16 protein-coding genes are annotated in these 22129 nt (G+C 60.6%); 12 read left to right on the forward strand and 4 right to left on the reverse strand.

Translation table 11 applies throughout. The features are described from left to right. The first annotated feature begins 20 nt into the window (after nucleotides 1–20). On the forward strand, nucleotides 21–1325 hold the full coding sequence (gene flgE / locus BM403_RS24770) for a flagellar hook protein FlgE (RefSeq protein ID WP_015885454.1): 1305 nt from the start codon (nucleotides 21–23) through the stop codon (nucleotides 1323–1325). Nucleotides 1326–1629: 304 nt separating this feature from the next. Beyond that, nucleotides 1630–2580: a hypothetical protein gene (locus tag BM403_RS24775; protein WP_093545604.1), complete on the forward strand. Its 951-nt coding sequence runs from the start codon at nucleotides 1630–1632 to the stop codon at nucleotides 2578–2580. A gap of 92 nt (nucleotides 2581–2672) precedes the next feature. Here BM403_RS24775 and BM403_RS24780 read toward each other — a convergent pair whose 3' ends face one another. Next, nucleotides 2673–5567 carry a ribonucleoside-diphosphate reductase subunit alpha gene (locus tag BM403_RS24780; protein ID WP_015885452.1) on the reverse strand — a complete coding sequence of 965 codons (2895 nt, stop codon included), beginning with the start codon at nucleotides 5565–5567 and terminating at the stop codon, nucleotides 2673–2675. A gap of 780 nt (nucleotides 5568–6347) precedes the next feature. On the opposite strand from BM403_RS24780, the gene BM403_RS24785 reads away from it, so the two are divergent. Then, complete coding sequence (locus BM403_RS24785; RefSeq protein ID WP_015885450.1) at nucleotides 6348–7073, forward strand: response regulator; 726 nt, start codon at nucleotides 6348–6350, stop codon at nucleotides 7071–7073. Beyond that, nucleotides 7070–8680, forward strand: a complete 1611-nt coding sequence (locus tag BM403_RS24790; protein WP_015885449.1) for an ATP-binding protein — start codon at nucleotides 7070–7072, stop codon at nucleotides 8678–8680. The genes BM403_RS24785 and BM403_RS24790 overlap by 4 nt, the downstream gene beginning before the upstream one ends. An 80-nt stretch (nucleotides 8681–8760) precedes the next feature. Here the strand turns inward: BM403_RS24790 and BM403_RS24795 are convergent, their stop codons facing one another. Continuing rightward, entirely contained in the window at nucleotides 8761–9477 is a 717-nt protein-coding gene (locus BM403_RS24795) for a 4'-phosphopantetheinyl transferase family protein (RefSeq protein WP_046035647.1), read from the reverse strand. Nucleotides 9478–9614: 137 nt separating this feature from the next. On the opposite strand from BM403_RS24795, the gene BM403_RS24800 reads away from it, so the two are divergent. Genes BM403_RS24800 through BM403_RS24810 form a run of 3 tightly spaced genes read left to right on the forward strand, consistent with a single transcriptional unit; the run spans nucleotide 9615 to nucleotide 11962 of the window. After that, complete coding sequence (locus BM403_RS24800) at nucleotides 9615–9923, forward strand: hypothetical protein (RefSeq protein ID WP_043205769.1); 309 nt, start codon at nucleotides 9615–9617, stop codon at nucleotides 9921–9923. Between the two features lie 18 nt (nucleotides 9924–9941). Then, nucleotides 9942–10619, forward strand: coding sequence for a response regulator transcription factor (locus BM403_RS24805; protein WP_015885446.1), 678 nt, complete (start codon nucleotides 9942–9944; stop codon nucleotides 10617–10619). Next, the gene (locus BM403_RS24810) at nucleotides 10616–11962 is read left to right on the forward strand and encodes an ATP-binding protein (protein ID WP_046035648.1); all 1347 of its coding nucleotides are present in this window, start codon (nucleotides 10616–10618) and stop codon (nucleotides 11960–11962) included. Before BM403_RS24805 ends, BM403_RS24810 begins: the two co-directional genes overlap by 4 nt. 119 nt (nucleotides 11963–12081) lie before the next feature. On the opposite strand, the gene BM403_RS24815 is transcribed toward BM403_RS24810, so the two are convergent. Beyond that, entirely contained in the window at nucleotides 12082–13080 is a 999-nt protein-coding gene (locus BM403_RS24815; RefSeq protein WP_093545483.1) for an AraC family transcriptional regulator, read from the reverse strand. 339 nt (nucleotides 13081–13419) lie between these two features. Here BM403_RS24815 and BM403_RS24820 point away from each other — a divergent pair, with 339 nt between their 5' ends. From BM403_RS24820 to BM403_RS24830, 3 genes are all read left to right on the forward strand, one after another. Then, entirely contained in the window at nucleotides 13420–14751 is a 1332-nt protein-coding gene (locus BM403_RS24820; protein ID WP_015885443.1) for a dicarboxylate/amino acid:cation symporter, read from the forward strand. Between the two features lie 139 nt (nucleotides 14752–14890). Further along, nucleotides 14891–15877: an XdhC family protein gene (locus BM403_RS24825; RefSeq protein WP_046035649.1), complete on the forward strand. Its 987-nt coding sequence runs from the start codon at nucleotides 14891–14893 to the stop codon at nucleotides 15875–15877. Further along, nucleotides 15874–16464: a nucleotidyltransferase family protein gene (locus BM403_RS24830; RefSeq protein ID WP_015885441.1), complete on the forward strand. Its 591-nt coding sequence runs from the start codon at nucleotides 15874–15876 to the stop codon at nucleotides 16462–16464. Before BM403_RS24825 ends, BM403_RS24830 begins: the two co-directional genes overlap by 4 nt. Nucleotides 16465–16566: 102 nt before the next feature. Here BM403_RS24830 and rne read toward each other — a convergent pair whose 3' ends face one another. Continuing rightward, nucleotides 16567–19746 (reverse strand): ribonuclease E, encoded by a 3180-nt coding sequence (gene rne, locus BM403_RS24835; protein ID WP_218189868.1) that lies wholly within the window; start codon nucleotides 19744–19746, stop codon nucleotides 16567–16569. Nucleotides 19747–20505: 759 nt separating this feature from the next. Between rne and rluC the strand changes: the two genes are divergently transcribed. Both rluC and BM403_RS24845 read left to right on the forward strand, forming a co-directional pair. After that, a complete protein-coding gene (rluC, locus tag BM403_RS24840; RefSeq protein ID WP_015885439.1) occupies nucleotides 20506–21465 on the forward strand; it encodes a 23S rRNA pseudouridine(955/2504/2580) synthase RluC in 960 nt (319 codons plus the stop codon). Continuing rightward, complete coding sequence (locus BM403_RS24845; RefSeq protein ID WP_015885438.1) at nucleotides 21452–22114, forward strand: HAD-IA family hydrolase; 663 nt, start codon at nucleotides 21452–21454, stop codon at nucleotides 22112–22114. The genes rluC and BM403_RS24845 overlap by 14 nt, the downstream gene beginning before the upstream one ends. The last annotated feature ends 15 nt before the right edge of the window (nucleotides 22115–22129 follow it).

Consider the following 22129-nt stretch of genomic DNA (forward strand, 5'->3'; position numbering starts at 1 on the left):
TACGGCAGAGGGAGAGAAACATGTCTTTTAATATCGGCCTTAGCGGCCTCTATGCGGCCAACAAACAACTGGACGTGACCGGCAACAACATCGCCAACGTCGCGACCACTGGCTTCAAGTCGTCCCGCGCGGAATTCTCGGACATCTACGCCGCGTCCAAACTGGGCACCGGCCAGAACAGCATCGGCAACGGTGTAAACCTGGCGGCCGTGTCCCAGCAGTTCACCCAGGGTGACGTCAACAACAGCGGCGGCGTGCTGGACATGGCGATCCAGGGCGGTGGCTTCTTCGTCCAGAAGGGCAGCGACGGTTCGCTGGAATACACCCGCAGCGGTGCCTTCCGTGCCGACAAAGATGGCTATATCACCAACAATACCGGCACTTCGCGCTTGCAAGGCTACGCCGCGGACGCGGACGGCAACATCGTCAAGGGCGGCTTGACCGACCTGCAACTGAACCTGTCGTACCTGCCACCCAAGGCGTCCACCAAGGTGGATTCCACCAGTAACCTGAACTCGTCGTCGCCGGTGATCGACCAGGCTACCAAGCTGTTTGATCCTACTGACACGAGCACCTTCACCACCCAGAACAGCACCACTTTGTATGACGCCCAGGGTAACTCCCACGAAATGGTGCAGTACATGGTGAAGTCGAACCCCAACGAGTGGAAGGCCTACACGTTGATCGACGGCCGTAACCTGGATGGCACTAAGCCTACAACCACCGGCGCCACCGCCCCCGTGCCAGCGACCTATACCTTTGACGGTGCCGGTAAGCTTCTGGGTGTCACCGGTACAGGCGTGGTCGGCACAACCTTGACGCTCACGGGTTGGGTGCCGGGTACGGTGACCAACGGTAATTGGGCGCCAAACAACGCTACAGCGCCGAATATTGCCGTCAACCTGGGTAACGTCACCCAGTACAACTCGGCCAGCTACCGCAACCCGCCGACCACCGATGGTTACGCGACCGGGCAGATCACCGGCCTGAAAATCGACGGCAGCGGCGTATTGTTCGCCACCTTCAGCAACCAGCAGAGCAAGGCCATCGGCCAGATCTCCCTGGCCAGTTTCAACAACGAACAAGGCTTGCAGCCTTCGGGCGGCACCACCTGGAGAGAGACCTTCGCCTCGGGCCAGCCAGGTTATGACACCCCGCAAGCCGGTACCCTGGGTTCGATCGTGGCCAACTCCCTGGAGAACTCCAACGTCAACCTGACCAACGAGCTGGTGGACCTGATCAAGGCCCAGAGCAACTACCAGGCGAACGCCAAGACCATCTCCACCCAGAGCACCATCATGCAGACCATCATTCAGATGACCTGATGCATCAATGCTCTACAAGAAGCCCCTCGTAAGAGGGGCTTTTTTTTGCGTGTAGGAATATAGCCCGCGACACCTAGGGTTACGCGCTGAATTGCCCGGTAAGGAACGCCTATTACCCGTCTTGCCACTGATCGGATCAGAGCCCAGGAGGTTCACCAATCAAGGGGAACGGAGTATGTGGAGTTCAGGCGTTTTTGGGCCAGGTGCTGGGCGGACAGTTCCTTTACCTGGTGTCGTGCGAGGGGATGCCACGCCGGTCACGCCCACTGCTGAGGTAACTGCGGTCAAAAAGCTGCTCAACGAAATGTTTGAGGCGCAGCAAACAGGCAAGACGCAGACGGTTCAAGACTCGCGGGATAAATTGAACAAGCTGCGCGAGCAACTGGGTGATGAAAAATTCAAGGAGATCCTTAAGAAGCTGATCGACGACGCTGATCAGCAGTTTCTTGAGTTTCTCAAGCGATTGCTGAAAGAGTTGTTCCCTGAGGAGGATGAGGGCGTTACTCCGCCCCCGTCTCCGCCATCACCCGGTGGCGGTGGTGGTGGCGGTGGCGGCGTCAGGGTTAATCCGAACGATTTCGGCGGCAGTGAGCCGATGACCAACAAGCCCTTTACCGAGGGCGCGCGCCACTTTGATTACAAGCCTGACCCTAGCAACCCAGGTAAAAAACCCGGCATGGGCAGAGAAGCTGGCAATATCTGGAGTGGTTTCAAGCAGGGGCCGGACGGTAACTGTGTCACTGTTTCAGCCATAAAGTCGGCAATGATGAAGTTTGGCCAGAAACCTACCGATGTCTTTCAGGACGTAAAGCAGGCAGGCGATGGTTATGACGTGAGGATGCGGGATGGGTTTGATCTGCATTTGTCAAAGGCTGAATTGAAGCAAGCAGCGAGTTATGCGCAATTCCAAGGTGATGATCCGGCCATGATGACCGACGCTAACTTCATGTACGCGGTGAGTGCCAAGCGCGCACAGATGGAGGGTAATGGCGTTGATGACAACCCCAATGATGCAAAGCGTAGTTTTGCCCACGCGATGCAAAGCCTGAACAATGGCGAAATGGGCTGGGAGGCGCTGGATCGGCTTGGTTTGAAGGGGCTCTACAGACAGTCATCCAGCTCTGAACTCGCAAGCGGTAAGCTAGGGGTCGTGGATTATGGCGGGCATTCAATGGCGGTGATTGATGGTCGCATTGAATTGTGGGGCCAGAAAGGCGGCAGGCCTCAGCAGGGCAATGCTTACGCTTTCATATAGTGGAAAAGAAAAACCCCCGGTAAACCCAATGCATCCAGGGTTTATCAGGGGTTTTTTCAATCCCGGGCGTTCACGCCCAAGACCGACTCAGCTTATTGGCAAGCTTCGCAATCCGGCTCGTCAATCGCGCAGGCCTTTGGCACTGGCGCCGGGCCGGCCGGAGCAGCGAGTACCGAATCGTCACCGTGGTTGCCGCTGGAAACAGCGTTCAACTTACCGGTGTTGATGGTCGACTTCTCGGTGCTGGTGGCGGCCAGGGCACGGAGGTAGTAAGTGGTTTTCAGGCCACGGTACCAAGCCATGCGGTAGGTCACGTCCAGCTTCTTGCCCGATGCGCCGGCGATGTACAGGTTCAGCGACTGGGCCTGGTCGATCCACTTCTGACGACGGCTGGCCGCGTCAACGATCCACTTGGTGTCCACTTCGAAAGCGGTCGCGTAGAGCTCTTTGAGCTCTTGCGGGATGCGCTCGATCTGCTGCACGGAACCGTCGTAGTACTTCAGGTCGTTGATCATGACCGAGTCCCACAGGCCGCGGGCTTTCAGATCGCGAACCAGGTACGGGTTGATCACGGTGAATTCGCCCGACAGGTTCGATTTCACATACAGGTTCTGATAGGTCGGTTCGATCGACTGCGATACGCCGGTGATGTTGGCGATGGTCGCGGTCGGCGCGATGGCCATGATGTTGGAGTTACGAATACCTTTTTGTACACGGGCACGTACCGGCGCCCAGTCCAGGGATTCGTTCAGGTCAACGTCGATGTACTTCTGGCCACGTTGCTCGATCAGGATCTGTTGCGAATCCAGCGGCAGGATGCCCTTGGACCACAGTGAACCCTGGAACGTCTCGTAGGCACCGCGCTCGTCGGCCAGGTCGCAGGAAGCCTGGATCGCGTAGTAGCTGACCGCTTCCATGGACTTGTCGGCGAACTCGACCGCAGCGTCCGAACCGTAAGGAATGTGCTGCAGGTACAGCGCGTCCTGGAAGCCCATGATGCCCAAGCCGACCGGACGGTGCTTGAAGTTGGAGTTCTGCGCCTGTGGCACCGAGTAGTAGTTGATGTCGATCACGTTATCGAGCATGCGAACGGCGGTGTTGACGGTGCGTTCCAGCTTGGCGGTGTCCAGCTTGCCGTTGACGATGTGGTTCGGCAGGTTGATCGAGCCCAGGTTGCAAACGGCGATCTCGTCCTTGTTGGTGTTCAAGGTGATCTCGGTGCACAGGTTCGAGCTGTGGACCACGCCCACGTGCTGCTGCGGGCTGCGCAGGTTGCACGGGTCTTTGAAGGTCAGCCATGGGTGGCCGGTTTCAAACAGCATGGACAGCATTTTGCGCCACAGGTCTTTAGCCTGGATGGTCTTGAACAGCTTGATCTTGCCTGGGTACTGGGACAGGGCTTCGTAGTACTCGTAGCGTTCTTCGAAGGCCTTGCCGGTCAGGTCGTGCAGGTCCGGCACTTCGGAAGGCGAGAACAGGGTCCACGGGCCGTCATCGAAGACGCGCTTCATGAACAGGTCAGGGATCCAGTTGGCGGTGTTCATGTCGTGGGTACGACGACGGTCATCACCGGTGTTCTTGCGCAGCTCGATGAACTCTTCAATGTCCATGTGCCAGGTTTCCAGGTAGGCACAGACAGCGCCTTTGCGCTTGCCGCCCTGGTTGACCGCAACGGCGGTGTCGTTCACGACTTTCAGGAACGGTACAACGCCCTGGGACTTGCCGTTGGTGCCCTTGATGTACGAACCCAGCGCACGCACCGGCGTCCAGTCGTTGCCCAGGCCACCGGCAAATTTGGAGAGCATGGCGTTGTCGTGGATCGCGTGGTAGATACCCGACAGGTCATCCGGCACGGTGGTCAGGTAGCAGCTGGACAGCTGTGGACGCAGGGTGCCGGCGTTGAACAGGGTCGGGGTCGACGACATGTAGTCGAAGGACGACAGCAGGTTGTAGAACTCGATGGCGCGGTCTTCTTTGTGCTTCTCTTCGATCGCCAGGCCCATGGCCACGCGCATGAAGAACACTTGCGGCAGTTCGAAGCGGATACCGTCCTTGTGGATGAAGTAACGGTCGTACAGGGTTTGCAGGCCCAGGTAAGTGAACTGCTGGTCGCGCTCGTGGTTGATCGCCTTGCCGAGTTTTTCCAGGTCGAAGGTGGCCAGGATCGGGTTCAGCAATTCGAATTCGATACCCTTGGCGATGTAGGCCGGCAGGGCCTTGGCGTACAGGTCAGCCATCTCGTGGTGGGTGGCGCTGTCGGCTACGCCGAGGAAGCCCAGGCCTTCGGCACGCAGGGTGTCCATCAGCAGGCGAGCGGTCACGAACGAGTAGTTCGGCTCACGCTCGACCAGGGTACGGGCGGTCATCACCAGCGCGGTGTTGACGTCGGTCAGGGCCACGCCGTCGTACAGGTTTTTCAGGGTTTCGCGCTGGATCAGGTCACCATCGACTTCTTCCAGGCCTTCGCAGGCCTCGGTGATGATGGTGTTCAGGCGGCCCAGGTCCAGCGGCGCAAACGTGCCGTCGGCCAGGGTAATGCGGATCGACGGGTGAGCCTGTACCGCGGCTTCTTCGGCTGGCGTGCGCACGGCACGTTCCTTGGCGCGCGAGTCACGGTAGATCACGTAGTCGCGGGCAACTTTCTGCTCGCCGGCACGCATCAGGGCCAGTTCGACCTGGTCCTGGATTTCTTCGATGTGGATAGTGCCGCCCGAGGGCATGCGACGCTTGAAGGTCGCGGTGACTTGTTCGGTCAGGCGGGCAACGGTGTCATGGATGCGCGACGAAGCGGCAGCGGTGCCGCCTTCAACTGCAAGAAACGCTTTGGTGATGGCGACGGTGATTTTGTCATCGGTGTAAGGAACGACAGTCCCGTTACGCTTGATCACGCGCAGTTGGCCAGGTGCGGTGGCGGACAGATCCAGGTTCGAATCAGCGGCCTGCGGCACGGAGCCCTGCGGGTTCTCGCGAGTTGTGTCGGTTTGCATGGGGGGTTGTCTCCACGTTCTATATTTATTTGGGCACCATCACGGTGCCCACCGTTCCGTCCTGAAGCATTTACAGCAGGCCTGGGCCTGGCATAACAACTTCGGGACAGGAGGAAGGGAGCTGTTCGCGCCGCTTCCATGCCGAAGTCTTCGGTTCGGGGCTCAAAAGCCCTTGGCCGTATTCCTGGTGGGTGACAGTTGCCAGGTTCAAGCACTGCAACACCCGTACCGTTTTGCGCTGTTGGAGCGTGAAAACGGCTGCCATCCGCGTGAGCGGTTTGGGCTTTCGAAAAATGCTTTGGTTCAACCAAACGAGAGCAAGAAAGGGCTTGAGTTTCTTGTCTGATCTGTGTTTGGTTTTTTCGCTCAAAACCCTACATGTAGGGTTTTTTTTGCGCCGAGCTACAAGATAATGCGTTTTGGGGGGCTTAGCAACGCACTACCTGTGGATAACGCTGTGGGTAAAATGTGTATGAAACGTGGAACACCCGTGTAGGCCGCATTGCTGCTGGATTCGGCCGTTTGTCACCGAATATTCCAAGGTAAAAACAGCTGATTGGATTTTCGAGGGCGCGAACCCTATCACAAAAAAATGCGATCACCGAATGCATTTCCAAGCTTGTGTTCCAGGGTTGCGGCATGGCTACAATCGGTCTTTGTTATGCCTTCCCAACATTACAAATAAGGTGTGGCTGGCGCAGATCAGAATGTGAGCGCAAGCCCCTCCGACAATAGATCGCATGGTCAGGACGACCTTCTTTATAACAATGAGGATCACCCGTGGAGCAAGAAGCCTGGCAGGTATTGATCGTCGAGGATGACGAGCGGCTCGCCGAATTGACCCGCGAGTACCTGGAGAGCAACGGCCTGCAGGTGTCCGTGGAGGGCGATGGGGCCTTGGCGGCGGCGCGGATCATCGCTGAACAGCCGGACTTGGTGATCCTCGACCTGATGCTGCCCGGCGAAGACGGCCTGAGCATCTGCCGCACAGTGCGCGAGCGTTATGACGGCGTGATCCTGATGCTGACCGCGCGCACCGACGACATGGACCAGGTGCTGGGCCTGGACATGGGCGCCGACGACTACGTGTGCAAACCCGTACGCCCGCGCCTGTTGCTGGCGCGCATCCAGGCCCTGCTGCGGCGCAGCGAACCGGCGGAACCGACTGCCGTGGGAAGCCAGCGCCGCCTGCAATTTGGCCCGTTGGTGGTGGACAACGCGTTGCGCGAGGCCTGGCTGAATAATGCCGGCATCGAGCTGACCAGCGCCGAATTCGACTTGCTGTGGCTGTTGGTGGCGAATGCCGGGCGCATCCTGTCCCGCGAAGAAATCTTCATCGCCCTGCGCGGCATCGGTTACGACGGCCAGGACCGTTCCATCGATGTGCGCATCTCGCGTATTCGCCCGAAAATTGGCGACGACCCGATCCACCCGCGCCTGATCAAGACCATCCGCAGCAAAGGCTACCTGTTCGTCCCCGAAGCCGCCGCCGACATGCCGCTGTGAACTCGATCTTCCTGCGCATCTACGGCGGTATGTGCGCGGCGCTGATCCTGGTGGCGCTGCTCGGCGTGCTGGCCCTGCACCTGCTCAACGAGGTGCGCAGCGGCCAATACCGCGAGCGCCTGGCCCACGGCACCTTCGCGTTGATGGGCGATAACCTGCAGCCCATGAGCCCCATCGAGCGCCAACGCGCCCTGGCGGTGTGGGAACGTTTGCTGGGTATCCCGCTGCAATTGCGCCCCCTCGCGGATACGCAACTGGACTCGAGCCAGCGCAACCGCCTGCAACGTGGGCAGGTGCTGGTGGAGCAGACCGGGCCGCATGCCGCACGGGTGCTGCGATGGGTCAGTGATCAGGATCAACTGGTGCTGGAGGGAGAGGTGCAGCAGATCAGCGAGCAACTGGCCCGCGCGACCATCTACCTGCTCGCCGACGAACTGGTGCGCTTCCCGGTGGCGGAACAACCGCAACGCCTGGCAGACATAAAAGAAGCCAAGGGTTTTGGCTTTGACATGCACCTGATGACCCTCGACCAGACCGATATGGACGAAGACCAGCGCCGCCGCGTATCGGAAGGCGACACGGTGATGGCCTTGGGCAAGGGCGGCGATTCGATCCGCGTGTTTGCCGGCATGGTCGGCACGCCGTGGGTGCTGGAAATCGGCCCGTTGTATCAGATGAGTCCTTACCCGGCGCAATGGCTGGTGCTGATTGCCTTGATCGGCCTGACGCTGATCGGTCTGATCGTCTATCTATTAGTGCGTCAGCTTGAACGCCGGCTGCGCGGCCTGGAAGCCGCTGCCACGCGCATCGCCAAGGGCAACCTGGAAGTCCGCGTGCCGGCTCGCGGCGCTGACTCGGTGGGGCGCCTGGCCGCGGCGTTCAACGGCATGGCCGAGCACTTGCAACAGTTGCTGGCGATCCAGCGCGAACTGGTGCGCGCGGTGTCCCATGAGCTGCGCACGCCGGTGGCGCGCTTGCGCTTCGGCCTGGAGATGGTCGGCGATGCCACCACCCCCGAGGCGCGGCGCAAATACCTGGAGGGCATGGACAGCGATATCCAGGACCTTGATGGTCTGGTGGACGAAATGCTGACGTATGCACGTCTGGAGCAAGGCTCGCCGGAGCTGAATTTCCAGCGGGTCGACCTCAATGCGCTGCTCGATCAGGTGATCGGCGAATTATCGCCACTGCGCCCGCAGGTCAACGTGACCCGGGGTATTTGCCTGTCTTCGGTGCATTGGGATGACGCCTGGGTGGATGCCGAGCCGCGTTATCTGCATCGAGCGCTGCAGAACCTGGTGAGCAATGCCATGCGCCATGCCCAGGGGCAGGTGTTGATCAGCTATCAGGTCGGCCAGGTGCGCTGCCGCATCGATGTGGAGGACGACGGCCCCGGCGTGCCGGAAAGTGCCTGGGAGCGCATTTTCACGCCGTTCCTGCGCCTGGATGACAGCCGCACCCGTGCTTCGGGTGGGCATGGCCTGGGGTTGTCGATTGTGCGGCGAATCATTTATTGGCACGGCGGGCGGGCGTTGATCGGCAAGAGCAATAATTTGGGTGGGGCCTGCTTCAGCCTGAGTTGGCCACGGGATCAGGATAAATCCTGATGTCGCTATCGGGAGCAAGCCCCCTCCCTCAGTCGATGGCATTCCAACGCTGGAACTCGGTCGAGTGTGGGAGGGGGGGCTCAGGCGCTGATGGCCACCAGGCTCAACAGCTGAGCTTCATGCAGCGCAAATTGTGCGCTCAGCTCTTTGCCATGGGACCACTCGGCAGACAGGTCCGTCAGCAGGCGCAGGCGCACATGGCCTGCAGCTGACCACTCCACCACCTCGGCATGCTCAAAGTAGAAGCGCTTCTGCACGATCGGGTAGAGCGCCTTGAACAGGCTCTCCTTGGCCGAAAACGTCAGCGTCACCAGCAGGGCATGCTGTTCACGCGGCAGCGAGCCCATGCGGTGCAGCTCATCCGCCGTGAGGATTTCCCCCGCCAACCGCTCCGCCCGCTCCAGGCTCAGCACATTCTCCAGGTCCATCCCCAGCCCGCGCCATTGCGCCTTGTGCGCGACGATCGCGGCGGCATGCCCGGTGCTGTGGGTGATAGAGCCGCAGATATGTGCGGGCCACACCGGTGCGCGGTCTTCACCGATCGCGGGGATGTAGTTGAGGTGATCGAGTTGTTGCAGCGCCGCGCGGGCGCACAGACGGCCGGCCAGGAACTCGGCCTGACGCTTGGCCACTGAGCGCTGGATACTGGCCGGCGGCGGTACGGCGCTGCGCTGGAAGTCGCCTGCCGTTAATAAGGCAGGGTCGAAGCGGGTGCTGAGCAATACCGTGCCCGGCAAGGGCTCAGGCAGGGGCCAGTGGGCGTCGAGTGGGGTGCAGCAAGCGGGTAGGGGATTCATGGGCCGGTATTTTGCCGAGTTCAAACGCTTGCGGATAGCCCGCTGCGGTTCAGGTGAGGTTCAGAGCCTGTTCAGGGGGAGTTCAGGGGCGCCTGCGTAGTCTGGGCTGCAACAGCCAAACGCGTAGAGGTAACACCATGACTGCGATCAAAAAGCTGATGTTGGCGTTAACCATGCTCAGTGCCACCGCCGGGGTCCAGGCCTCGGACGGCGCCTTTGCCGCATTCGGACGTGAGAAAACCAAGAAAGCCAGCGCGCTGATCCAGCGTGTCAGCTTCGAAGACGCCGGCAGCCAACCCACGCCTTGGGGCCAGTCCCTGGGCCTTGCAACCCCGCAGCCGGACTACCGCGCCGGCTATGAACACCTGACCGGCCAGTTCAATGGTATTAAACTGCGCCCGCAAGACCTGCAGGGCCGCTATGATATCCCTCTGTCGGACAGTTGATTTGCTTTGGAGAGCCTTATGAAATTGCTGGTGGTGGAAGATGAGGCGCTGCTGCGTCATCACCTGTTGACCCGCCTGACCGACAGCGGGCATGTGGTCGAGGCCGTGGCCAATGCCGAAGAGGCCCTGTACCAGACCGGCCAGTTCAACCATGACTTGGCGATCATCGACCTGGGCCTGCCCGGCATGGGCGGCCTGGACCTGATCCGCCAGTTGCGTACCCAGGCCAAGACCTTCCCGATCCTGATCCTCACCGCGCGCGGCAACTGGCAGGACAAGGTCGAAGGCCTGGCGGCCGGCGCCGACGACTACGTGGTCAAGCCGTTCCAGTTCGAAGAGCTGGAGGCGCGCATGAATGCCTTGCTGCGTCGTTCCAGTGGCTTTACCCAGTCGACCATCGTTGCCGGGCCTTTGCTGCTGGACCTCAACCGCAAGCAGGCGTCCCTTGACGAACAGCCCTTGGCGTTGACGGCCTACGAATACCGCATCCTCGAATACCTGATGCGTCATCACCAGCAAGTGGTCGCCAAGGACCGCTTGATGGAACAGCTCTACCCCGATGACGACGAGCGCGATCCGAATGTCATTGAAGTGCTGGTCGGCCGCCTGCGTCGCAAGCTGGAAGGCCCGGGCGGGTTCAAACCGATCGACACCGTGCGTGGCCTGGGCTACCTGTTCAATGAGCGCTGCCGTTGATTCGCTCGCTACGCGTACGCTTGATGCTGGCGGCCGCCACCCTGGCCGTGTTGTTTATGCTCGGGTTGTTGCCGGCCATGCAGGGCGCGTTCAGCCTGGCGCTGCAAGACTCCATCGAGCAACGCCTGGCGTCGGATGTCACCACTCTGATCTCTGCCGCGCGGGTCGAAAACAACCGCCTGCTGATGCCGGCGCAGTTGCCGGACGAGCGCTTCAACCTGACCGATAGCCGTCTGCTGGGCTATATCTACGACCGTGAAGGTCATCTGGTATGGCGTTCGCGGGCGACCAAGGAAGAAAATATCAACTACAAGCCGCGCTACGACGGGCGCGGCAATGAATTTGCGCGGATTCGCGAGGCCAACGGCCAGGAATTCTTCGTGTATGACGTCGAGGTCAGGCTGCTCGGTGGCAAGAGCGCGGCCTTCAGCATCGTCGCCCTGCAACCGGTGCGCGAATACCAACTGACCCTCGAAGGCCTGCGCGAAAACCTCTACCTGGGCTTCGGCGCAGCGCTGCTGGTGCTGCTGACCTTGTTATGGCTGGGCCTGACCTGGGGCCTGCAAGCGCTGCGGCGGCTGAGCCAGGAACTCGACCAGATCGAAGGCGGCACGCGCGAAAGCCTCTCCGAGCAACACCCCCGCGAACTGCTGCGTCTCACCGGCTCTCTCAACCGCCTGCTGCACAGCGAGCGTGAGCAACGGACGCGCTACCGCGATTCCCTCGACGACTTGGCCCACAGCCTGAAAACCCCGCTGGCGGTCTTGCAGGGGGTGAGCGAAGACATGGCCCAGCGTCCTGAAGATCGCGATCAGGCCTGGGTGCTGCAATCGCAGATCGAGCGCATGAGCCAGCAGATCAGCTACCAGTTGCAGCGGGCCAGCCTGCGCAAAAGCGGGCTGGTGCGCCATCAGGTACGCCTGGCGCCGGTGCTGCAAAGCCTGTGCGATACGCTGGACAAGGTCTACCGCGATAAACGCGTCACGGTGTCTTTTGAGTTGCCGGAAGAATGCGATGTGCCGATCGAGAAGGGCGCCTTGCTGGAGTTGCTCGGCAACCTGCTGGAAAACGCCTACCGCCTGTGCCTGAGTGAGGTGCGCATCAGTCTGGTGGAAAGCCTGGAAGGCACCGAATTGTGCATTGAGGATGATGGCCCTGGGGTACCGCCGGATCAGCGTGCGCGGATTCTGCAAAGGGGTGAACGGCTGGATCGCCAGCATCCGGGGCAGGGGATTGGCTTGGCGGTGGTCAAGGATATTATTGAAAGTTATGGCGCGCGGTTGACCTTGGGCGATTCGCCGTTGGGCGGCGCCGCGTTCAAGATTCACTTCCCCGCCTTGTGATCTTTACTGGTTTTACAGGCCTCATCGGGGGCAAGCCCCCTCCCACATTATTAATGTGTGAACACGTTCAAAGGTGGGAGGGGCTTGCCCCCGATACCGCCAGTCCAGGCGCTGCCCCTCTAACTCTCCTGCGCGCGATACGCCCCCGGCGTCAACCCCGTCCACTTCTTGAACGCCCGATGAAACGCCGACGGTTCGGAAAAACCCAACTGCTCGGCAATCGCCTGCAATGACAAATCCTCCCGGCCCAAATGATAGATGGCGATGTCCCGCCGCAGCTCATCCTTGAGCGCCTGAAAACTGTTGCCTTCTTCGCGTAAATGCCGGCGTAGGGTCTGGGGGCTGATATGCAAATGCTGGGCGACGGCTTCCAAGTCGGGCCAGGAGGTGCGGTCGCGACTCAGCAAGCGGCGTAGCTGGCTGCTCAAGCTGTCGCCTTCATCCGACCGGGACAGCAAGTCGGCGGGTGAGCGCTCTAGGAAGTGCTTGAGTGTGCGTTCGTCCTGCAACAGCGGCAGGCTCAGGTAGCGGCTATGAAACACCAGGCTGCTGGTCGGTGCACTAAACACCTGGGTACAGGGAAAGAGCAGGTCGTATTCGCTGGCGTGAGCCGGCATCGGGTAGCTGAAGGTGGCCTCATGCAGCCGGATACGCTGGCCTATCAGCCAGCTGCCCAAGCGATGCCAGATCACCAGCAGGCATTCGCTGAGAAAGTGATCCGGGTCCCACAGCGTCGAATCGTCCAGGCTCAAGCGCGCCATATCGCCTTCGCGTGTCAGCTGCCAGCGCGGTCCCTGTGGGAATAGGCTATAAAATAGTAAGCCGCGTTCCAGAGCCTTCTCCAAGGTGCGGCAGTGGATCAGCGCGTGGCACATCATGGCGAAGGTCCCGCGTTTGCTCGGGCCTTCAGCGAAGCCCAGGTATTCGTCGTCCAGCGCCAGCCAGAGCATTTGCAGCAGCCGGGTAAATTGCTCCGGCGCGATGCGGGCGCGGGGTTCGGTCAACAGTTCCGGGGTGATGCCTACCTGTTGCAGCAGCCCTGAATAGTCGTAACCGGCCCGCCGCGCCCCGCCGAGGGCTGCCCGGGCGTAATGACTGGCGATGGTACGTTCACGCATGCGCAGGCCTCGTCCATGGAAGGACGGATGGTAGCCATCACTGCAGAGGGCGAGCAAGGCGGATATCCGCCAAATTGTAGGACGGGATTGGACGGTGCGGCGGAAATCCGCCACGTGTTACGGCGCTTAGGAGGGCGTCTGCAAACCTCAAGCCCTGATGTCTAAAGGCCTGTAAGGTTTTTCAGCAAAGTGGCACGGCGTTTGCGATAAGGATGACAGCGCAGGCTGGACCTACAGACCTCGCAAACAACAAATCCCTCCAGTGCAGGAGGGTTCGCAATTCAAGTGTCGTGGGCAATGGCGGATATTTGCCACACGGGACGATTGAGGAACTTTGCAATGACGACTCGTCAGCCAATCTACAAATCCCTGTATTTCCAGGTGATCGTTGCCATCGTTATCGGTATTTTGCTCGGTCACTTCTACCCGGAGACCGGTGTGGCCCTCAAGCCACTGGGTGACGGGTTCATCAAACTGATCAAAATGGTCATCGCCCCGATCATCTTCTGCACCGTTGTCAGCGGTATCGCTGGCATGCAAAGCATGAAATCGGTCGGCAAAACCGGCGGCTACGCGCTGCTCTACTTCGAAATCGTTTCCACCGTCGCGCTGTTGATCGGCTTGATCGTGGTCAACGTTGTGCAACCGGGCGCCGGCATGCACATCGACGTAGCGACCCTGGACGCCTCCAAAGTAGCGGCCTATGTCACTGCCGGTAAAGACCAGAGCATCGTCGGCTTTATCCTCAACGTGATCCCTAACACCATCGTCGGCGCCTTCGCCAACGGCGACATCCTGCAAGTGCTGATGTTCTCGGTGATCTTCGGTTTCGCCCTGCATCGCCTGGGTGCCTACGGCAAGCCGGTCCTGGACTTCATCGATCGCTTCGCCCACGTGATGTTCAACATCATCAACATGATCATGAAGCTCGCGCCAATCGGTGCCCTGGGCGCCATGGCGTTCACCATTGGCGCCTACGGTGTAGGTTCCCTGGTGCAACTGGGCCAGCTGATGATCTGCTTCTACATCACCTGCCTGCTGTTCGTACTGGTGGTGCTGGGCGGTATCTGCCGCGCCCACGGTTTCAGCGTGATCAAGCTGATCCGCTACATCCGTGAAGAGCTGCTGATCGTTCTGGGTACTTCGTCTTCCGAATCCGCATTGCCACGCATGCTGATCAAGATGGAGCGTCTGGGCGCTAAGAAATCCGTCGTTGGCCTGGTGATCCCGACTGGCTACTCGTTCAACCTCGACGGTACGTCGATCTACCTGACCATGGCTGCCGTGTTCATCGCCCAGGCGACTGACACCCACATGGACATCACCCACCAGATCACCCTGCTGCTGGTGCTGCTGCTGTCCTCCAAAGGCGCTGCAGGCGTGACCGGTTCGGGCTTCATCGTACTGGCAGCGACCCTGTCGGCCGTAGGCCACCTGCCGGTTGCCGGCCTGGCGCTGATCCTGGGTATCGACCGCTTCATGTCCGAAGCCCGTGCGCTGACTAACCTGGTGGGTAACGCCGTTGCCACCATCGTTGTGGCCAAGTGGGTCAAGGAACTGGACACCGACAAGCTGCAAAGCGAGCTGGCGTCTGGCGGTACCGGTATCTCGGAAACCCGCGAAATCGATGACCTGGGCGTGGCCGAAGGCCCTGCACCCGTGGTCAAGTAAATCGCTGATGGCGTGAACTAACGCCGACCGCAACGCACAAACGCCCCGACTGGTTCGGGGCGTTTGCGTTTCTGGCGCGTCACTTTGGGTCTTTTGTTTTACAGTAAGGAAATCGCTTTTAACGCTTGCAGGAGGTTTTGTGGACAGTGTGGATTTGAATGTCCTGCGCAGCGTGCTCGAGTGGCGCCGCGCCGGGCAGCAAGTCGTGTTGTACAGCGTCGTTCAGACGTGGGGCAGTGCCCCGCGTCCACCGGGCGCCATGCTGGCGCTGAGGGGCGATGGTGTGGTGATCGGCTCGGTGTCGGGCGGCTGCATCGAGGACGACTTGATTGCACGCCTGCAGGACGGTCGCTTGCCTGCCGATGGGCCGCCGGTCCAGTTAGTGACCTATGGCGTTACCCGTGATGAGGCCGCGCGTTTTGGCCTGCCGTGTGGCGGCACCTTGCGCTTGACCGAAGAGCGTGTGGGCGACTGGGCGTGGGTGTCGGAGCTTTTGGCGCGGTGTGAAGATCATCAGATCGTCGCGCGTGAGCTTGACCTGGCCAGCGGTGACGTGACCTTGAGCAGCGCAAGCAAGACCGATGCAGTCACCTTCGACGGCGAGCGCCTGCGGGCCATTTATGGTCCGCGCTGGCGCTTGCTGCTGATCGGCGCCGGGCAGCTGTCCCGCTATGTGGCAGAGATGGCGCGCTTGCTGGATTTCGAAGTGCTCATCTGCGACCCGCGCGACGAGTTCGTCTACGGTTGGGAAGAGCAGCACGGCCGGTTCGTACCGGGCATGCCTGATGAGGCCGTGCTGAATATCCAAACGGATGAACGCACTGCCATCGTCTGCCTCACCCATGATCCGCGCTTGGACGATATGGCGTTGCTGACGGCGTTGAATTCCTCGGCGTTCTACATTGGCGCGCTGGGTTCACGGGTCAACAGCCAGAAACGTCGGGAAAACCTCGCCGCGCTGGGGTTGTCTGCCGAGGCCATCGCACGTTTGCATGGGCCGATTGGTTTGCATATCGGCAGTCACACCCCGTCGGAGATCGCGTTGTCGCTGATGGCGGAAATTGTCGCGATCAAGAATGGCGTGGCGCCGATGCAGAAAAAGCCGTTGCCGGTGGTGGCGCAGTGACAGTCACTGCGATAGTGCTCGCGGCGGGGCAGGGCAGTCGTTTCCGCGCTGTGGCGGGGGCTGGCCAGGATAAGTTGCTGGCCGATTGTGTGGGTTTGGATGGTGTGGCGCGGCCGGTGATCGAGCAGGTGCTGGTGAATTTGCCGGGCAATGTGGTCGAGCGCTGGGTGGTGACTTCACCAGATCGGCTTGAAGTGATTCGTCTGGCAGAGGCCTACGGTTGCAAGGTGTTGCTGCTGCGCTCGGCCGGCATGGGTGACAGCCTTGCGGCGGCGGTTGCGGCCAGCGGTGAGTCGGAAGGCTGGTTGGTGGTGCTGGGGGATATGCCGTTTATTCGGGCATCGAGCATTGAACAGGTGATTGATGGGCTGGAGGAAGGGTGTATCAGTGTGCCGGTACAGGATGGGCAATATGGGCATCCTGTCGCGTTCAGCCAGGCATTTCGGCCAGGGCTGATGGAACTGACCGGTGATCGCGGGGCCAAGCCGTTGTTTGCGCAGGCGACGCTGCTTGAAGTACCTGTTGATGATCCGGGCGTGCTCTGGGACGTCGACCTGCCGCAGTCGTTGAATTTCTCCCCACTCTAGCTGTAGGCGCTGGCTGTATTCCAGGCCGGAAACTCAGTGTCTGGCACTCAATAAAAAGCCCCGCCTGATCACTCAGGCGGGGCTTTTTAATTGCTGACGGAATCAGACGAGAGGTTTGCTCTCGTGCTCTGCTTCCTGTGCTGCGGCAGCAGCAGCAGCGGCTTCCGCTTCCTTGCGACGACGACGCACTTCACGTGGGTCGTTCGGGGCACGGCCGTTTTCGGTCAGGGCACTGACCGGTGCTGCTTCAACCACTGGGGCGGCAACTTCGGCAACCACCGGCGCTTCAACCACGGGTGCAGGTTCAACGACCGGAGCAGGCTCAACCACGGGGGCTGGCTCGGCAACCACGACTTCGGCAACCGGTGCCGGCGCGTCTTCTACCACTGGGGCAGGTTCTGGCGCTTCAACCGGCGCGGCAGGCTCGGCAGTCCATTGGAAGGCGGTCTGTTCTTCACGAACTTCACGAACTTCTGGAGCCGCCTCGACAACCGGAGCTTCTACGACTGTTTCAGTCACTGGCTGAGGTTCAATCGCCGGTGCTTCTTCAACCGCTGCCACTTCAACTTCTGGCTGGGCTTCTTGAACCGGAGCAACTTCTACTTCCGGAACAACTTCCACTTCCGGCACAACCGGCGCTTCGATTGGGGTGGTGGCTTCGACAGCCGGCGCTTCTACAACTGGCGCTTCAGCAACCGATGCTTCAACAGCAGGTGCTTCAACGACTGGCGTCTCGGCAACAGGTGTTTCTGCGATGACGGTCTCTTCGACAGCAGCAGTAGCGCGCTCAGCCTGCTCGTGGGCCTGGGCTTCAGCAGGTGCGCTGATGACCGAGCTGGCAACGGCAGCGGTAACAGCCAGGCCGGCAGCCAGTTCGGCGCCCGTCGGTTCGCTGGTAGCGGCTTCTGCGTTTTCGCCGGTCTCTTCCGAGCCTTCGATCACGTTGCCGTTGGCATCACGCTGACGCTCACGACGGTTGCTGCGACGACGCTGGCCACGGGAGCGGCGGCGTGGACGATCGCCTTCGGCGCCTTCCTGACCGTCTTCCTGCGGTTGCTCTTCGCCGGTCAGTACTTCTTCTTCGCTGGCGGCAGCCGCTTGCTCGGCACGTGGTTGACGCTCTTCACGCGGAGCGCGAGGCTGGCGTTCTTCACGTGGCGCGCGTTCTTCACGCGGCTGGCGAGCCGGGCGTTCTTCGCTGACGGCTTCGGCGGCGACGGCCGGAGCGGCATCCAGCGGCTCGCGCAGTTCACGCACACGTTCTTCACGCTCGCCACGTGGCTTGCGATCTTCACGCGGAGCACGTGGGGTGCGTGGTGCACGCTCTTCACGGGCTACGGTCGGGGTTTCTTCACGGGCTTCGCGAGGCGCACGCTCTTCACGTGGCGCGCGTTCTTCACGTGGCGCGCGTTCTTCACGCGGTGCGCGTTCTTCGCGAGGCTTGCGTTCTTCGTCACGGCGACCGTTACGGTTACGGCTCTGCTGGCGACCGTTGCGACGCTCTTCGTTGCGCGCCGGGCGTTCGGTGGCAGGTTTTTCAACCACCACCGGAGCAACCGGCTCTTCCTTGGTCGCGAACAGGCTGACCAGCGACTTCACCAGGCCCTTGAACAGGCTTGGCTCAGGCAGGGCGGCCGGTGCGGCAACCGGTGCAGCCACTTCAGTCGGCACCGGTGCGTTGGCGCGGGCAGGGGCGGTCTTCACGGCGGCTTCCTGGCGAACCAGGGTGCGGGTCGCAGCGGCCGGCTGGACTTCTTCCACTTCGGCGGCGGCAGCGGCGATTTCATAGCTGGACTGGCCGCTGTGGGCTTCCGGGCTGTCATCACGCAGGCGCTGCACTTCGAAGTGCGGCGTCTCGAGGTGATCGTTCGGCAGGATCACGATACGGGCACGGGTGCGCAGTTCGATCTTGGTGATCGAGTTGCGTTTTTCGTTGAGCAGGAACGCGGCGACCGGGATCGGCACTTGTGCGCGGACTTCGGCGGTGCGGTCTTTCAGGGCTTCTTCTTCGATCAGGCGCAGGATCGCCAGGGACAGCGACTCGACGTCACGGATGATGCCGGTGCCGTTGCAACGCGGGCAGACGATGCCGCTGCTTTCGCCCAGGGACGGACGCAGGCGTTGACGGGACATTTCCAGCAGGCCGAAGCGCGAGATGCGGCCAACCTGTACGCGGGCACGGTCAGCTTCCAGGCATTCGCGGACTTTCTCTTCCACGGCGCGCTGGTTCTTGGCGGGGGTCATGTCGATGAAGTCGATCACGATCAGGCCGCCGATGTCGCGCAGGCGCAGCTGGCGGGCGATTTCTTCAGCCGCTTCCAGGTTGGTCTGCAGGGCGGTTTCTTCGATGTCGCTACCTTTAGTGGCGCGCGCCGAGTTGATGTCGATGGACACCAGGGCTTCGGTCGGGTCGATCACAATGGAGCCACCGGAAGGCAGTTCGACCACGCGCTGGAAGGCGGTCTCGATCTGGCTTTCGATCTGGAAACGGTTGAACAGCGGGACGCTGTCTTCGTACAGCTTGATCTTGCTGGCGTACTGCGGCATCACCTGGCGGATGAAGGTCAGGGCTTCGTCCTGTGCTTCAACGCTGTCGATCAGCACTTCGCCGATGTCCTGGCGCAGGTAATCGCGGATGGCGCGGATGATCACGTTGCTTTCCTGGTAGATCAGGAATGGCGCGGAACGATCCAGGGACGCTTCTTTGATGGCTGTCCATAGTTGCAGCAGGTAGTCGAGGTCCCACTGCATTTCTTCGCTGCTGCGGCCCAGGCCGGCAGTGCGAACGATCAGGCCCATGTCGGCCGGTGCGATCAGGCCGTTCAGCGCTTCACGCAGTTCGTTGCGCTCTTCGCCTTCGATGCGACGGGAAATACCGCCGGCACGTGGGTTGTTCGGCATCAGGACCAGGTAACGGCCTGCCAGGCTGATGAAGGTGGTCAGGGCTGCGCCCTTGTTGCCACGTTCTTCTTTTTCGACCTGAACGATGACTTCCTGGCCTTCGCTCAGGACGTCCTTGATGTTCACGCGGCCTTCAGGCGCTTTCTTGAAGTATTCGCGGGAGATTTCTTTGAGGGGCAGGAAGCCGTGGCGCTCGGAGCCGAAATCGACAAAGGCAGCCTCAAGGCTTGGTTCGATGCGAGTAATACGGCCTTTATAGATATTGGCCTTCTTCTGCTCGCGTGCACCGGATTCGATGTCCAGGTCGTAGAGGCGTTGGCCATCTACCAGTGCAACACGCAACTCTTCGGGTTGAGTTGCGTTAATCAGCATTCTTTTCATGTTGTACCGTCGGTTTCCGGGCTGCCGGAAACGGCGTTCGGCACACACGACTTCTCACGGTCGGTGTCAGGTGCGTCAAGAGTGGTTGGCCACTCCAGTGTCCAGCAATAACAGGCCAATTGGGCCGGTATCGCGACGGACGCGTCCTGCTTGTTAGCGGTGGTGACAAAGGCACCACTTCAACAAAAGCTAAGGTCAGGAGGAGGAATCAACCGGCGACTGTGGACGAGATGAAGCGTCTAAATATAAGCCTAGTGCTACACGGTCCGACGGTTGTGCATCTCCACCCTACACGTATCCCTGATAATTCGGGTGCTGCCGCGCGCAGAATCCGCAGCGGGTTGGCATTTACCGTGTACTCCAATGGGGAGTCCACGCTCATGGCTAAACAAGACTAGGTGTGGGCGATCGCGCTCTCACTCAGCTCTTAACAGGCGTTGTTTCCGAAGCATTCGCCATGGTGTGGCTCAAGACTGACTGCACTTTGTGAACTGGCCGTAAATATCGGCGCAAAACGCGAGTAATCACTCTGCGTACTGCACTCGCTTCAGGCCTCATGTCACCTGCGCTTGTTACAATCCCGAGCCTTCCAAGGTGGCGAAAGCCCCGTAGGACGGCCTCGCGTCCTGATGAATTGCGATGGTCAGGGCCGGCAATTTGCCGCAAGTCCTCTGTCCAGGCCGCTTTTGGCGGCGTTCGCGACTATAGCAGCAATGATTAAGTGCTTCAATTCCATAAAAAATTGTTATCATCGCCGCCATGACGACTACCGCCCCCCAGACCCCCAGCGTCCAGCTGCTCGAGGTCTCGCCGGAATATGCCGGCCAACGCATCGATAATTTTCTCCTGGCCAGGCTCAAAGGCGTGCCCAAGACCTTGATCTACCGCATCTTGCGTAAAGGTGAAGTGCGGGTGAACAAGGGCCGGATCAAGCCCGAGTACAAGTTGCAGGCGGGCGATATCGTCCGTGTGCCGCCGGTGCGCGTGCCTGAGCGTGATGAGCCTGTCCCGCTGGCCCAAGGCCTGTTGCAGCGCCTTGAGGCGTCGATTGTCTTCGAAGACAACAAGCTGATCGTGATCAACAAGCCCTGCGGCATTGCGGTTCACGGCGGCAGTGGCCTGAATTTCGGCGTGATCGAAGCCTTTCGTCAGTTGCGTCCGGACGCCAAGGAGCTGGAATTGGTCCATCGCCTGGACCGTGACACCTCCGGCCTGCTGATGATCGCCAAGAAACGCAGCATGTTGCGTCATTTGCACACCGCCCTGCGTGGCGATGGTGTAGACAAGCGCTACATGGCGCTGGTGCGCGGCAACTGGGCCAGCTCGATCAAAAGCGTTCGCGCGCCCTTGCAGAAGAGCAACCTGCGCTCCGGCGAGCGCATGGTCGAGGTGGACGAGGAGGGTAAAGAAGCCCTGACCCTGTTCAAGGTGCTGCGTCGCTTCGGTGACTTCGCCACCATGGTCGAGGCCAAGCCGGTAACCGGCCGTACCCACCAGATTCGCGTACACACCTTGCATGCGGGTCACTGCATTGCCGGTGATACCAAATACGGCGACGAGGGTTTCTCCAAGGAAATCCGTGATTTAGGCGGCAAGCGCCTGTTCCTGCACGCCTACATGCTCACCGTGCCGCTGCCCGATGGTGGCGAATTGAAGCTGCAGGCGCCGGTCGATGAGATGTGGGCCAAGACCGTGGAGCGTTTGAGTGTCGCACCCTGATTACAAGCTGCTGATCTTCGATTGGGACGGCACCCTGTGTAATTCCATTGGTCGGATCGTCGAATCGATGCACACCGCGTCGACCCGTTCGGGGTTCGCGCTGTGCACTGACCACGCGGTCAAGGGCATTATCGGGCTCGGCTTGCCTGAGGCCATTCGCACCTTGTACCCCGAGATCAGCGACGCTGAGTTGGTTGCATTCCGAGATCATTACGCCGATCACTACATCGCCCTGGAGGCCACGCCTTCGCCGTTGTTCGAGGGGGTGGTGCAGTCGCTGGATGCGTTCCGCGCCGAGGGTTATCACCTGGCGGTCGCTACCGGCAAGGCCCGTCGCGGGCTGGACCGGGTGCTCAAGGCCCACGGTTGGGAAGATTATTTCGATATCACCCGCGCCGCCGATGAAACTGCCAGTAAGCCTCATCCTCTGATGCTGGAGCAGATCCTGGCGCACTGCGGTGTGTCGCCACGCCAGGCGTTGATGGTGGGGGATGCCTCCTTCGACCTGATGATGGCACGCAATGCTGGCATGGACAGTGTGGCGGTCAGTTATGGCGCCCAGGCGGCCGAGGCCTTGCAGCACTATGAGCCCAGGCTGACGATTGATCATTTTTCCGAATTGCAGGCCTGGCTCAGCCGGGCCCAATAAGTCTTTGCTGGGGTT

Source organism: Pseudomonas sp. OV546 (assembly GCF_900116845.1).
Lineage (GTDB): Bacteria > Pseudomonadota > Gammaproteobacteria > Pseudomonadales > Pseudomonadaceae > Aquipseudomonas > Aquipseudomonas petroselini.